At 69.4% G+C, this 13,415-nt stretch carries 13 protein-coding genes; 6 read left to right on the forward strand and 7 right to left on the reverse strand.

The features are described 5' to 3' along the window. From ACIBK0_RS40165 to ACIBK0_RS40195, 7 genes are all read right to left on the reverse strand, one after another. The coding region (locus ACIBK0_RS40165; RefSeq protein ID WP_399091679.1) for a biotin carboxylase N-terminal domain-containing protein at positions 1-87 on the reverse strand (87 nt) is incomplete at its 3' end. A gap of 122 nt (positions 88-209) precedes the next feature. Further along, on the reverse strand, positions 210-1,847 hold the full coding sequence (locus tag ACIBK0_RS40170) for an acyl-CoA carboxylase subunit beta (protein ID WP_399091473.1): 1,638 nt from the start codon (positions 1,845-1,847) through the stop codon (positions 210-212). Positions 1,848-2,282: 435 nt separating this feature from the next. Beyond that, positions 2,283-3,227 (reverse strand): aromatase/cyclase, encoded by a 945-nt coding sequence (locus ACIBK0_RS40175; RefSeq protein ID WP_399091476.1) that lies wholly within the window; start codon positions 3,225-3,227, stop codon positions 2,283-2,285. 35 nt (positions 3,228-3,262) lie between these two features. Beyond that, positions 3,263-4,048: an SDR family NAD(P)-dependent oxidoreductase gene (locus ACIBK0_RS40180; protein ID WP_399091479.1), complete on the reverse strand. Its 786-nt coding sequence runs from the start codon at positions 4,046-4,048 to the stop codon at positions 3,263-3,265. Positions 4,049-4,109: 61 nt separating this feature from the next. Then, positions 4,110-4,373: an acyl carrier protein gene (locus ACIBK0_RS40185; RefSeq protein ID WP_399091482.1), complete on the reverse strand. Its 264-nt coding sequence runs from the start codon at positions 4,371-4,373 to the stop codon at positions 4,110-4,112. Between the two features lie 78 nt (positions 4,374-4,451). Beyond that, positions 4,452-5,678, reverse strand: a complete 1,227-nt coding sequence (locus ACIBK0_RS40190; RefSeq protein WP_399091485.1) for a ketosynthase chain-length factor — start codon at positions 5,676-5,678, stop codon at positions 4,452-4,454. After that, entirely contained in the window at positions 5,675-7,009 is a 1,335-nt protein-coding gene (locus ACIBK0_RS40195) for a beta-ketoacyl-[acyl-carrier-protein] synthase family protein (RefSeq protein WP_399091488.1), read from the reverse strand. The genes ACIBK0_RS40190 and ACIBK0_RS40195 overlap by 4 nt, the downstream gene beginning before the upstream one ends. 225 nt (positions 7,010-7,234) lie before the next feature. Here ACIBK0_RS40195 and ACIBK0_RS40200 point away from each other — a divergent pair, with 225 nt between their 5' ends. The 6 genes from ACIBK0_RS40200 (at position 7,235) to ACIBK0_RS40225 (ending at position 13,282) form a co-directional block, all read left to right on the forward strand. Then, positions 7,235-8,926 (forward strand): alpha/beta hydrolase, encoded by a 1,692-nt coding sequence (locus ACIBK0_RS40200; protein ID WP_399091491.1) that lies wholly within the window; start codon positions 7,235-7,237, stop codon positions 8,924-8,926. Positions 8,927-9,058: 132 nt separating this feature from the next. Beyond that, positions 9,059-9,538 (forward strand): MarR family winged helix-turn-helix transcriptional regulator, encoded by a 480-nt coding sequence (locus ACIBK0_RS40205; protein ID WP_399091494.1) that lies wholly within the window; start codon positions 9,059-9,061, stop codon positions 9,536-9,538. Positions 9,539-9,587: 49 nt separating this feature from the next. After that, the gene (locus tag ACIBK0_RS40210) at positions 9,588-10,064 is read left to right on the forward strand and encodes a hypothetical protein (RefSeq protein ID WP_189192255.1); all 477 of its coding nucleotides are present in this window, start codon (positions 9,588-9,590) and stop codon (positions 10,062-10,064) included. A 55-nt stretch (positions 10,065-10,119) separates the two neighbouring features. Next, complete coding sequence (locus tag ACIBK0_RS40215; protein WP_399091499.1) at positions 10,120-10,929, forward strand: SDR family NAD(P)-dependent oxidoreductase; 810 nt, start codon at positions 10,120-10,122, stop codon at positions 10,927-10,929. Beyond that, positions 10,916-12,487 carry a phytoene desaturase family protein gene (locus ACIBK0_RS40220; protein WP_399091502.1) on the forward strand — a complete coding sequence of 524 codons (1,572 nt, stop codon included), beginning with the start codon at positions 10,916-10,918 and terminating at the stop codon, positions 12,485-12,487. Before ACIBK0_RS40215 ends, ACIBK0_RS40220 begins: the two co-directional genes overlap by 14 nt. A 33-nt stretch (positions 12,488-12,520) precedes the next feature. Then, positions 12,521-13,282: a BTAD domain-containing putative transcriptional regulator gene (locus ACIBK0_RS40225; RefSeq protein ID WP_399091505.1), complete on the forward strand. Its 762-nt coding sequence runs from the start codon at positions 12,521-12,523 to the stop codon at positions 13,280-13,282. Positions 13,283-13,415 lie beyond the last annotated feature (133 nt).

Below are 13,415 nucleotides of genomic sequence, written 5' to 3' on the forward strand. Positions count from 1 at the left end.
GGCAACGCTCGCGATCCCGGCATCCCGGCATGCCCGGGCCACGCGGACAGCGATTTCGCCACGGTTGGCGATGAGCACCTTGCGCACGATGGCTCAATTCCCCTCGTGATCGTGTGGGTCGGGACTTCCAGCAACCGGCAGGGTGGCGTGGGACAAGGCGATTGCGCCCCGGGCAGTCCGGCGGCGCGGCCGGCCACGCCGGCCGTACGTCACATCGGAGGATTCCCGTGCTTGCGTGACGGCAGGTCGGCGTGTTTGCTGCGCAGCATCGTCAGGGAGCGAATCACTGCCGACCGGGTGCAGCGCGGGTCGATGACATCGTCGACCAGTCCCCGTTCGGCCGCGTAATAGGGGTGCATGAGCTCCGACTTGTACTCCTTGATCTTCTGCTGCCGCACCGATTCGGGATCGTCGGCGGCCGCGATCTCCCGGCGGAAGACGACGTTGGCCGCGCCCTCCGCCCCCATAACCGCGATCTCGTTCGTCGGCCAGGCCAGCGACAGGTCCGCGCCGATGGACCGGGAGTCCATGACGATGTACGCGCCGCCGTACGCCTTGCGCAGGATGAGCTGGACACGCGGCACGGTGGCGTTGCAGTAGGCGTACAGGAGCTTGGCGCCGTGCCGGATGATGCCGCCGTGCTCCTGGTCGATGCCCGGCAGAAAGCCGGGCACGTCCACGAGGGTGACCAGCGCAATGTTGAACGCGTCGCAGAACTGGACAAAGCTAGCGGCCTTCTCGGATGCCCTGATGTCCAGTACACCGGCGAACGACGCGGGCTGGTTGGCCACGATCCCCACGACGTGGCCATCGAGCCGGGCCAGCGCGCAGACGACATTCGTTGCCCAGGCATGCTGCACCTCGAACACCTCGCCGTCGTCGACGATCTCCTCGACGACCGCGCGCATGTCGTAGGCATGGTTGGGGTCGTGGGGGACCAGTTCCAGCAGAGCGTCGGTGCGCCGGTCGACCGGGTCGTCGCACGGTGCGGCGGGTGGGAGTTCGCGGTTGTTGGAGGGCAGGAGCGTCAGCAGGAACCGTACGTCCGCCAGGCAGGACTCCTCGTCGTCGTAGGCGAAGTGCGCGACGCCGGAGGTGGCCGCGTGGACGTCGGCTCCGCCCAGCCCGTTCTGGGAAATCTCCTCGCCGGTGACGGCCTGCACGACGTCCGGGCCGGTGATGAACATCTGCGAGGTCTCCCGGACCATGAAGACGAAGTCGGTCAGCGCGGGAGAGTACGCGGCCCCGCCCGCGCAGGGCCCGAGCATGACACTGATCTGAGGGATGACACCGGAGGCGCGGGTGTTGCGCCGGAAGATGCCCCCGTAGCCGGCAAGGGCCGAGACGCCCTCCTGGATACGGGCGCCCGCGCCGTCGTTCAGCGAGACCAGCGGGGCTCCGGCGGCCTCCGCCAGGTCCATCAGCTTGTGGATCTTCTCGGCGTGGGCCTCGCCCAGCGCGCCACCGAAGATGCGGAAGTCATGGGCGTACACGAAGACGGTCCGCCCGTGCACGGTGCCCCAGCCGGTGACCACGCCGTCCGAGTGCGGCCGCCGCCGTTCCAGGCCGAAGCCCGTGGCCCGGTGTCGTCGCAGCGACTCGACCTCGGTGAACGAGCCCTCGTCCAGGAGCAGTTCGACGCGCTCCTGGGCCGTCAGCTTGCCCTTGGCGTGCTGCCGCTGAGTGGCGGCCGGATCGGGGCCCCGCCGGGCCGACTCCTTGATCTGGTCCAGTTCGCTGAGCCGGTCGTGCAGTGTCGGCGCCGCGGGGCGGTCGGCGACGAGCCTTCGGCCCGGTCCGGTGGTCTCGTCGGAGGTGTCGGAAGCGGTCTGCTCAGCCGTGTGCATAGTGGTCCACTCTCTCCACGGGGTGTCCGCGTGATCCGCATGATGGGGCCGACCCGTGATGCGTTGGCCGGGCCGCGTTGTCCGTCGGCGTCTGGGCTTCGCCGGCGGGTCACAGCCCGTGCGGCGCAGCGGCTCGGGCGGTGACCTGACACGACGATCTGCGCGGGACCGTTGTCGTTGCCGACCTCCACGACCTGGCCCGTGCCGCACCACGGCGGCGCAGATCCGCTCGGCGGCGGCCACATCCGGGCTCATCACGGTGGCCGTCCGTCGCGGCGGCAACGCAGCTCGCGCGCGGGACACCCGGCGTGACCAGGGAACACCGAGGGCTGCGTGACGGCGGTGTCGCGCAGCACCTCGGCGGAACCCTCCCAGCGCAGCCGGGACATGACGGTACGTCCCTTTCGGACGGCGCCGGCGTCCGCGTGGACCTGCTCAGACCTGCGAACCGGCGGTGATGTCCTCGGCGTACGCCTTGGCGTGTTCCAAGGTGATCCGGCTGTTGCCGCTGAGCGCGGTTCGGGCGAACTCCCGGGCGTCGGCCACCGTGGCGGCCTCGCCGAGGACGCCCGGCACGGCTTCGGGCCGGATCGCGACGGTGTGCCGGGAGGTCACCGAGACGCCGCCGCGCACGGTCGTCACCCGCCACTCGCCCGTGTGGGCCGTCATCAGCGGGGGCACGACGGTCTGCTTGTAGACGATCCGTTCGTCGGCGAAGCAGACCCGCACCGACTTGGTGGTGTGCATGGCGCCGTCGGCGGTGATGGTGTCCATCTCCATGATCTGGACGCCCGGTTCGTCCTCCCTGAGGTCCATGCGGGCGACATGCGGCAGCCGGTCCGGCCACTTCTGGGCGAGGTAGAGGAACTCGTACACATCGCCGGCCTCGCCGTCGACGACGACCGTGTCCTCGAAGGTCAGCCGCAGTTCGGACCGGTCGGCCGCCTGCTCGGCCAGCGCTTTGAGATTCGCCAGCTCGGTGCGGCTGTTGCGGTCCGTGACCTCGGTGATCCAGGCGAGGTCGTCCGGGGCGTCGTCGACCGCACGGTAGCTGTGCTCCAGGACGACCTCGGTCCCGCCGTCCGGCAGACCCCGCAGCACCCACGCGCCGGACATCGCGGCGATCGGCGGCTGAGAGACCTCCTGCCGGAAGGCGATGCGCAGGCCTTGAGGGTCCAGTTCCCGGCGTGAGGTCCAGGCCTTGACCTGGTCGCCGGCGACTGCCCAGATCCGTATGCGTTCGTGGGACTCGTCCTGTTCGAGCCGTTCGACGTGGACGGTGGGATGGAAGTTCACCGGCCACGCGGAGACGTCGGCCAGCAGTTCGTAGACGGTCTCGGGTGTGGCCGCCATTGTGATGGCGTGCTGCACATCGCTCATGGGTTCACCGGTCCTTGTCCGTGGTTGCCGAGCCGTCAGTAGTTGCCGAGTCCGCCGCAGACGTTGAGCGCCTGTGCGGTGATGGAGGCGGCGAGGTCCGACATCAGATAGCCGACCAGGCCGGCCACTTCCTGGGGGGTGGAGTAGCGGCCGAGCGGGATCTTGGTCTGGAACCGCTCCAGGACCTCCTGCTCGTCGCTGGCCCAGATGCGCGCATAGTTGGTGCGTACCAGCTGCGCCATGGGCGTCTCGACGTAGCCCGGGCACACGGCGTTGACGGTGATCCCCGTCTTCGCCAGCTCCAGACCCAGGGCCTTGGTGAAGCCGACAACGCCGTGCTTGGACGCCGAGTACGGCGCTCCCAGGACGACGCCCTGCTTGCCGCCCGTCGAGGCGATGTTGACGATGCGGCCGCGCGGCTTGTCGCGCAGCCCGCCGGTGGTGAGGACCTCCCGGGTCATCAGGAAGACGCTGTTGAGGTTGGTGTCGATGACGTCGTACCAGGTCTCGTCGGCGAGGTCGGCGGTGATGCCGCCGCCGCTGCGTCCGGCGTTGTTGACCAGGGCGTCGACGGCACCGTAGCGGCGCACGGCGGCCTCGACGAAGGCGCGCACGTCGTCGCGGGACCGGACGTCGCAGCGTTGCCCCTCCACTTCGAGACCGCGTTCGCGCAGATCCTTGACGGTGACGGCCAGGTCCTCCTCGTGCCGTGCGCAGATGAACACCTTCGCGCCCTGCTGGGCCAGGGTCTCCGTGACCGCGAGGCCGATTCCGCTGGTGCCGCCGGTGACGATCACGACGTCGGCGCTGTCATTCGCCATACTCTGTGCTCTCCTTGACCGGTGGAAGTCTTGTGACCGATGGATGGTGGAAGCCCGCGGTTCAGGTGCCGACCGTGACCAGCTCGTTGACCAGGGCCAGGAACAGCCGGGGAGTCTCCGCCTCGCCGACGGCGTCGTCGGAGAGCTTGACCCCCGTCTCGCGCTCGACGCGGCCGGCCGCTTCGAGCAACGCCAGGGAGTCGTAGCCGAGTTCGGTGAAGGTGAGGTCGAGGATGTCGCCGTCGAGGTCGACGTCCTCGTCCTGACCCGCGCTCTCGCGCAGGATGCGGGTCAGGCCGGCCAGGGTCAGCTCGTGTATGGCCATGGGTGAGGTCCTCGCTTTCGGGTTGCCGCCGTTGGCGGGGGGTGTCGTAGGACGGAGTGAACTGCCGTCGATGGGTGGTCAGTTGTTGTCGGGCGCGGCGCGCAGCACGACGGCCGCGTTGAATCCGCCGTGGCCGCGGGCGACCACCAGCGCGGTGCGTACGGTCATCTCGCGCGCGGTGTCCCGGACCAGGGCGATCGGGCAGTCCGCCGCCTGGTCCGGCACGCGCAGGGTCGGCGGGACGATCCCGTCCCGCATGGCCAGCAGTGCCGTCGCCACGTCGAGGCAGGCCGCGCCCGAGTACAGCCGGCCGGTCATGGTCTTGGGCGCGGTGACCGGCACGGTGTGCGGGCCGAAAACGGCGGCCAGGGTCTGCGCCTCCGTCCGGTCGAGATCGCGCACTCCGGCCGCGTCCGCGAACACCACGTCGATCTCCGGCGGCGCGACCGCGGCGTCCGCCAGGGCCAGTTCGACGGCCCGGCGCAGCCCCGGCTCCCGGTCGGAGCCGGGCGCGGGATCGAAGGACGCGCCGTAGCCGGCGATCGTGCCGTAGATCCGCGCACCGCGGTCCCGGGCGCCGGCTTCGCTCTCCAGCACGAGGATGGCGCCGCCCTCGCCGGGCACGTGACCGTCCGCGGAGACGTCGAAGGGTGCGTAGGCGTGCTCGGGATCGGCGGACCGGCTGAGCCGTCCGCTGGTGATCTGCGAAACCAGGCCCCAGGGGGAGAGGGAGGCGTCCACCCCGCCGGACACGACGAGGCCGGTGCCCTTGCGTACGTGCCGCCGACCGTGACCGAGCGCGTCGAGGCCACCCGCCCCCTCCGTCACCAGGACCCCGCTCGGGCCGCGCATGCCGTGCCGGATCGAGATCTGGCCGGTGTTGACCGCGTAGAACCAGGCGAAGGACTGGTAGGCGCTGACGTATTCGGGGCCGTTGCTCCACAGCTTCTGCAGCTCGTGCTGGGCGAACTCGAACCCTCCCGAGGAGCTCGCGGTCACCACGCCCATGCCGAACTCCGGCAGCGCCGCCGGGTTCACCGCGGCGTCGGCGAGCGCCCAGTCCGAGGCGGCCAGCGCCATTTGCGTCATTCGATCGGTCTGCGGAAGCAGACGGCTGGAGAGATGGTCGGCCGCGTTGAAGCCCAGGACCTCCCCGGCCAGCGGCGAAGGATAACCGCTGGGGTCGTAGCGGCTGATCCGGTCGATGCCGCTGACCCCCTTCAGCGTCGCGGTCCAGAACTCCTCGGTGCCCAGGCCGTTCGGCGCGACCACACCGATCCCGGTGACCACCACGTCCGCGGTCATATGGCCGTCCTCCCGCCGGGCCGGGTCAGCACCATGGCGCTCTGGAAGCCGCCGAAACCGCTGCCCACCGTGAGTACCGTGTCCACGTCCTGCTCACGGGCCGTCAGGGGTACGTAGTCCAGGTCGCACTCCGGATCAGGGGTGTGGAGATTCGCGGTGGGCGGCACCACGCCGTGCTCGATGGCCAGCGCGCAGGCGGCGATCTCGATCGAGCCGATCGCGCCGAGCGAGTGCCCGATCATCGACTTGATGGAGCTGACCGGCACGTCGTACGCATGCTCCCCGAGGCTGAGTTTGAAGGCGGCGGTCTCGTGGCGGTCGTTCTGCTTGGTGCCCGAGCCGTGTGCGTTGATGTACGACACGGTCTCGGCGTTCATCCGCGCCTCGGCCAGCGCGGTGGTGATCGCCTCCGCCATCTCCCGTCCGTCCGGCCGCAGTCCGGTCATGTGGAAGGCGTTGCAGCGAGAGGCGAAGCCGGCCATCTCGGCGTAGACGTGGGCGCCGCGCCGCCGGGCGTGCTCGTACTCCTCCAGGACGAAGACGGCCGCGCCCTCGCCCAGTACGAAGCCGTTTCGGCTCTTGTCGAACGGGCGCGAGGCGTGCTCGGCGTCGTTGTTGCGGGCGGTGGTCGCCTTGATGGCGTCGAAACAGGCCACCGCGATCGGGGAGATCGGGGCGTCGGTCGCACCCGCGACCATGATGTCGACGCTGCCCTCGGCGATCAACTCGCGGGCGTAGCCGACCGAGTCCAGACCCGAGGTACAGCCGGCCGAGACGACCGCGGCCGGCCCCTCGGCGCCCACCGTCCAGGCGACCTCGGCGGCGATGCTGCTGGGTACGAAGTGCCCGTACAGATGAGGCACTCCGTAGGAGTTGTCGACCAGCCACTTGCGGCCGCTGTCGCTGAGGACGACGTACTCCTCCTCCAGTCCCATGGTGGCGCCGACCGCGCTGCCGATGGTCACCCCGATCCGCGCGGGATCCGGGGCGCCGAAGTCCAGGCCGCTGTCGTGAACCGCCTCCCGGGCCCCGACGACCGCGAACTGGGTCGCCCGATCCATCCGGCGGACCTCACGGGGCGTCAGTCCCTGCTGGACGGGGTCGAACGTGCACTCGGCCGCGACCTGGGAGCGGAACGGGGCGGGGTCGAAGAAGGAGATGCGCCCGGTCGCGGTGCGACCTGAGGTGATGAGGTCCCAGAACGCCTTGGTGCCCGTACCGCCGGGCGCCACGACGCCAATGCCGGTGATGACCACCCGGCGGGGGGCCGTGGGCGCTCGCCCCGGCTCCGGGGCGCGGCGGGCGTCCACAGCAGGGTCCGTCGCTGACATATGGGTTGCCTTTCGTGGATGAGTCCCCTTTGGCTGCGTCAGAACCTGGCCACCGTGGCTCAAGGACGACTCAAGGTCCGCACAAGGAGCTCGCGAACCGGACCCATGTGGGCTTCCAACCTGCGTCGAGGTGTCCTTGACCGGCCTTCGAGCCGTCCTTGAGCGGGGCTTGAGAGCGTCCGGGCAGCCACGAGACCGGCACCAACGACGCGATGCGAGGACTCCTTGAGCACGCACACGGCATCCGAGAAGAAGAACCCCACGGCCTCCGGGAAGAGGAGCTCCACGGCGGCGGAGGCGAAGGCCTCGGCGGCAGAGAAGAACTCCGTCGTCAACACCGTGGTCATCGAGGCCCCGGCCGACCGCGTTTGGCGTTCCTGCACCGACGTCGAGCGCTGGCCGGACATCTTCCCGACCACCCGTGAGGTCCGCCGTACCGAGGTCGGCGCCCACGAGGTGGTCATGGATATGACGGTGGCGAACGAGCTGGGCGTGAACGACGTCCGCTCGCACCGCTGGTACCGGCCCGACGAGTTCCGCATCGACTTCCGGATGGTGACGCTGCCGCCGGCCATCGCCGAGATGGAGGGCAGCTGGACCGTCGAACCGGCCGACGGCGGCACCCGTCTGGTCGTCGAGCACATCTTCGTACCGCGGCAGGACGGGGGACAGGAAGAGGGAGCGGACACCGCCGACCTCGGCGACACCCTGTTCCGTACGACGGAGAACGTGCTGGCCACGCTCAAGGGGTGGCTGGAGACCGACCGCGACCTCGTCGCGGACGAGGGCCTGCGCGACGCTTGGGGTCCGCGCAACGCCGGGAACGGCATCTCGGCCGAGACGTTCGAGAACTGCGAGCTGTTCTTCAGCCGCCTGGGCCTGGCGAGCCTCGACTGGGGCGACATCACCATGGTGCTCAAGGACCTGCGCAAAGAGAGCACGCACGAGGACTGGGCCGACTGGCACCGGCGGTGGTCCGCGCTCGGCGTGCACTACGAGGAGCGCGCCGCCGAGGCGCTCGCCGCGGGTCACCTGGAGACGTTCCGCACCGCCAACCGCAAGGCCGCCGCCTGCCATCACTACGCGGAGTTCTTCTACTTCGACGACGCGCAGGCCAAGATCGACAGCCGCGACCGGGTCACCGAGGTCTTCGAACGCGGCATCCCGTACCTGAACGAGGTCGTCACCGCACTGGATGTCACCTCCGACGGGCTGGAGGTCCCCGGCTACCTCATGCGGCCGCCGGGCGAGGGCCCGTGGCCGACCGTGCTGCTGATCAACGGCCTCGACTCGGCCAAGGAGGTCGAACTGTACGCCTTCGCCAGGGAGTTCATCGCCCGCGGTATGGCCGCGGTCGTCTTCGACGGCCCCGGCCAGGGTGTGCACATCGGCAGGACACCGATGGCGGTCGAATTCGAGCGGGTGGTTGCCGCGGTGATGGAGGAGGTCGTACGGCGTCCCGAGGTGGACGAGGACTGTATCGGGATCTTCGGCGTGAGCTTCGGCGGCTACCTCGCCGCCCGCGCCGCCGCGACGGTCCCGGGCTTCCGGGCGTGCGTCAACCTCTCCGGAGGCTTCGACCTCGACAACTACTCCGACGTCAACGTGATGGTGAAGAAGGACTTTCGGTTCGTCTTCGACCAGTCCGACGACGACGCCATGGCCGAGCTCGCCCGCACGAAGCTGAACCTGCGGGAGATCCCGCCGCTGCGCATCCCGCTGCTGGCCATCCACGGCGAACTCGACACCATCATCCCCATCGACTCCTGCGAGCGGATGCTGGACTGGGCCGCGGAAACGACCGAACTGATTCGCTACCCCGGCGAACGCCATGTCGCCACCAACTACTTCGGCGACTTCATCCCGCGCTTCAGCGACTGGATGGCCGACCGGCTCGGGGCGCAGGCGCGGCCCTGACATCAGAGCGCTTCGGGGTGGAAGCGCGCCGGCGTCAGCGACAGCGGGACGCGCTACGCTCCGCTCACGGTTTGACATGCATAGCAAGCTATGGACTAATCGAAGCAGCCGATGCCGAGCCGGAGGTGGACCGTGACCACGAAGCCCGAAGGCCTCTCCAGCCGGCCCACGAGCCGGCTGCCCCGGGAGGAGTCACTGGGGTACCAGGTCAACCACCTCGCGCGGCTTCTGGAACGCGCCCTGCGCCTGCGCATAGCGGAGCACGGGGTCGTGCCGGGGCAGTTCGCCCAACTGCTCGCGCTGTACGAGCAGGACGGGCTCACCCAGCGAGAGCTGTGCGAGCGCGTACAGATCGAGCAGCCGACCATGGCGAACACCCTGCAGCGGATGGAGCGCGATGGGCTGGTCCACCGCGTTCCCGATCCGCAGGACAGACGCCAGGCGAAGGTCCTGCTGAGTGATCGCGCCCGCGAGCTCCAGGAACCTCTGGTCGCGGCCGCCGGCGAGGTCAACGATCTGGCGACCCGCGGTCTGGATGTGCCGGAGGTCGCCGCGCTGCTCGGCACGATCACGCGCCTCATCGAAAATCTGGAGTCGATCGGGCGCTCTTGAATCCGGGACGCTGATCGAGCGATCTTGAACCCGAAGCGGGGAGAAGTTCATGAAAACCCGAGTGCACGCCGTTGCCGGGGTTCTCGCGCTGACATTGATCAGTCTGTTCTTCACGGCATCGGCCGCAGTCGAGATCTTCGGCGACGACCACGCCGTACAGGTGGTCAAAACAGCGATCGCCTTCGCCCTGTTCGCGCTGGTGCCGTGCATGGCGATCACGGGCGGCACCGGGCGTTCCCTGGGCGCGAACCGGCGCCGTGCCCCGCTGATCCGGCGCAAGCAGCGCCGGATCGCGGCGGCCGCGGCGATCGGACTCCTGGTCCTCGTGCCGTGCGCCGTCACGCTCCAAGTGCTTGCCTCCGACCGCCACTTCGGTACGGAGTTCTCGGTGATCCAGGCCGTCGAGTTCCTCGGCGGCGCGGTGAACATCACCCTGCTCAGCCTCAACGTACGCGACGGAAGGCTGCTCACCGCGGCCGCCCGGCGCCGCCGGAACACCCCCGCATCCGTCGCAGCGCAGCCCTAGCAACACAAACCGCAGCCGTAGCAGCAAGCCGCAATCGAACGGGAAGGGCCGGCTCATGGCAATCGCGGGAAAGGTCGCACTCATCACCGGCGCGAGCGAAGGCATCGGGTTCTCCATCGCCCAGGCGCTCGTGGCGGCGGGTGCGCACGTCGTCATCACAGCCCGCCGGGAAGGGCCACTGAAGGCATCGGCCGACCGCCTCGGCCCGTCGGCGTCCTGGATCGCCGGCGACCTGGCGGACGCGGCGACGGCAGAACACGCCGTCGCGCACACCCTCACCCTCCACGAGGGCCTGGACCTGGTCGTGTGCAACGCAGGCATCCTGATACCCGGGCCCCTCACCGAGCAGAGCATGGCCGAGGTCGACCGGGTGATCAGCGTCAACCTCCGCGGGACGATCGCGCTGATGAAAGCGGCAGCTCCCGCGCTGGCCGGCCGCCCCGGCGCGTCGGCCGTCGTCATCTCGTCGTCCATCGGCAGGCACCCCACCGCCGGAATGGGTGTGTACGGCGCCACGAAGGCGGCTCTGCACTACCTCGTGCCCACCTGGGCCATCGAGCTGGCACCGCGCGGCATCCGGGTCAACGCCGTCTGCGCGGGCATCACCGACACCCCCGGCCTGCGCACCGGCGCCACGCACCTACCCGGCCTCGAACAGGCCGTGATCGGCACCAACCTGATCAAGCGGATCGCCACGGCCGATGAGATCGCCCACCCCGTGCTGACCCTGCTGGACAGCGACGTCAGCAGCTATGTGACCGGATCGGTGTGGGACATCGACGGCGGCTTCCGGCGCGACGGCGGTGGTCCCGGCGGCCCGGCCGGGGACCCCGGCCTCGAAGGAGCGCACCATGACGCAGCATGACGTGCACGACGTGGTGGTCGTCGGCGGGGGCCACAACGGACTGACCGCGGCCGCCTACCTCGCCAAGGCGGGCCTGGACGTGGTGGTGCTGGAGGCGAAGGACTACGTCGGCGGCGGTGTCATCACCCGCGAGGTGACCGTGCCGGGCTTCCACCACGACCTGCACGCCATCGCGCACATCTTCATCCAGGGAAACCCCCTGATCCGCGACGACGAGCTGGGCCTGCTGGCCCGCCACGGCCTTGAGTACGTCTTTCCGGACCCGAGCATCGCCGTCACCTTCCCCGACGGCGATTACATCGCCTTCTACCGGGACGTGACCAAGACGGCGGAGACCATCGCCAGGATCTCCCCGAGCGACGCGGAGAACTATCTGCGCTTCCACGCATTCGCCGACGGACTGCTGGACATGCTGATGGCGGGCCTCTTCGAACCCCCGCCGCCGCTGGGCGCGTTCTTCGGACAGCTCGACCAGTCCGAGGTCGGCCAGGAACTGCTCCGTATGCTGATGATGAGCTACCTCGACGTCGTCAACGAGTGGTTCGAGAGCCCCAAGGTCCGGGCGGCATTGGCCCGTTGGGTGTCGGAGATCCTGGCTGCCCCTGAAGAGGGCGGCACCGGAGCCTTCCTGCTGATGATGGTGCCGGTCATCCACCGCTACGGTCTCGGCTACGCCGTCGGCGGCTCCGGATCGCTGACCAGGGCTTTGGTCGGGGCATTCGAGGAGCTGGGCGGAGTCATCAGGACCAGTGCCCCGGTCGAGCGGTTCACCTTCACCGGCGACCGGGCCACCGGTGTCGTACTGGCCTCGGGAGAGCACGTCGAGGCCCGGCGCGCCGTGGTGGCCGACCTGAACATCAAACAGCTGCCCGGCATGGTCGACCACCGCTTCGGAGCCGACTGGGAACGTAAAGTGCGGCGGATCAAATCCGTCGGATTCGCCCTGCTGACCGGGCACTTGGCGCTGAGCGAGGCACCGGTCTTCAAGGCGGGGCCCGAGGTGGGGAGCGCGGGCTTCCAGGAGATCGCCGTACCCCTGCCCGAGCTGATGCGGACCTTCGACGGACTGAAGTACGGCGTTCCGATCAGCAACATCCCGAGCATCGCGGTGGCGAGCGCCTGGGACCCCACCCGCGCGCCCGCCGGGCAGCACACCCTCTATCTGCTGAGCTACGCGCCCCTCGAACTGGACCAGGGACGCTGGGACGAGCGCAAAGAAGAGCTCTTCGACCGAGTCTTCGACACTTTCTGCGGCCTCACCACGAACATGAGCCGTGAGAAGGTGCTCGGCAGGGTCGTCGACAGTCCGATGGACGGCGAACGCTTCAACGCCTCGTGGCCGAACGGCGACCCGGGCCACTTCGGGTCGCAGCTCTTCCAGTTCATGGGATACCGGCCTCTGCCCAACATGGGGTACCGACTGCCCGGCGAGGGCTTCTATCTGGTCGGGCCGTCCACGCACCCCGGATCCGGGGTCACGGGTGGGGCCAGGGCCGGCGCCCAGGCCGTTCTGCGGGACCTCGGATTCGACGTCGCCGAGGTGATGGCCGGCCGGTAGCCCGTGGTCCATCCCTGCGCGAAGGCGAGCGACGTGGACATAGGAATTCTCGGCCCCCTGACCGTGCGATCAGTCGGCGGGCAGGCGGTACCCACCGCACCGAAGCCGCGGCAGCTGCTGGCCCTGCTGGCGGCGCGCGTGGGCAAGGTGGTGCCCGTGGAACTCCTGGTGGACGAACTGTGGGAGAGGGATCCGCCCAGGAGCGCCCTGACCGCCGTACAGACCTACATAGTGCAGTTGCGCCGGTCACTCGCAGGCACTCCGCGGACCGACACCGCCGAAGTGACCCGGGACGTACTCCCCTTCGTCGGCTGGGGATACCGCCTGACCGCCGACCCGGACCAGGTGGACGCCGGCGCGTTCACGCGCCAGGCCGAGCTGGGCCGACACGCGCTGCTGGGCGGCGATCACCAGCGGGCGTCCGTGCTGCTGCGTCGCGCGCTGCGGCTGTGGCGCGGTCCGGCACTGGCGGACGTCCGCATCGGGCCGCACCTGCTGGCGCACCGGACCAGTCTGGAGGAGACCCGGCTGGGCGCCCTCGAACAGCGGGTGGAGGCCGATCTACGCCTCGGCCGTCACCACGAACTGATCGACGAGCTCTCCGGGCTGGCGGCACAGTATCCCCTGTACGAGAACCTGCACTCCCTCTTCATCATCTCGCTGTACCGGGCGGGACGCCCCAGACAGGCCCTCGACGCCTTCGAGTTGCTGCGCAAGAACCTCCGCGAAGAACTGGGGATCGACCCCTCACGCAGCGTGCGCACCTTGCAGAAAGCCCTTCTTATCAGTTCGTGAACAGCCAGTCATGGAAGGCCAGTTGTGAGCGGCCAGTCGTCAAAGGCCGATTGTGGACAGCCACTTGTGAGCGGCCAGTCGCGAACAGCCACTTGTGAGCGGCCAGTTGTGAGCAGTCCGATCGTGAGCAGCC

It is taken from the genome of Streptomyces sp. NPDC050564 (assembly GCF_044457265.1).
GTDB lineage: Bacteria > Actinomycetota > Actinomycetes > Streptomycetales > Streptomycetaceae > Streptomyces.

Coding starts and splice junctions, on each gene's coding strand:
- ACIBK0_RS40170 (WP_399091473.1), bottom strand. CDS start 1,847: ATGCACACGGCTGAGCAGACCGCTTCCGACACCTCCGACGAGACCACC.
- ACIBK0_RS40175 (WP_399091476.1), bottom strand. CDS start 3,227: ATGAGCGATGTGCAGCACGCCATCACAATGGCGGCCACACCCGAGACC.
- ACIBK0_RS40180 (WP_399091479.1), bottom strand. CDS start 4,048: ATGGCGAATGACAGCGCCGACGTCGTGATCGTCACCGGCGGCACCAGC.
- ACIBK0_RS40185 (WP_399091482.1), bottom strand. CDS start 4,373: ATGGCCATACACGAGCTGACCCTGGCCGGCCTGACCCGCATCCTGCGC.
- ACIBK0_RS40190 (WP_399091485.1), bottom strand. CDS start 5,678: ATGACCGCGGACGTGGTGGTCACCGGGATCGGTGTGGTCGCGCCGAAC.
- ACIBK0_RS40195 (WP_399091488.1), bottom strand. CDS start 7,009: ATGTCAGCGACGGACCCTGCTGTGGACGCCCGCCGCGCCCCGGAGCCG.
- ACIBK0_RS40210 (WP_189192255.1), top strand. CDS start 9,588: ATGAAAACCCGAGTGCACGCCGTTGCCGGGGTTCTCGCGCTGACATTG.
- ACIBK0_RS40215 (WP_399091499.1), top strand. CDS start 10,120: ATGGCAATCGCGGGAAAGGTCGCACTCATCACCGGCGCGAGCGAAGGC.
- ACIBK0_RS40220 (WP_399091502.1), top strand. CDS start 10,916: ATGACGCAGCATGACGTGCACGACGTGGTGGTCGTCGGCGGGGGCCAC.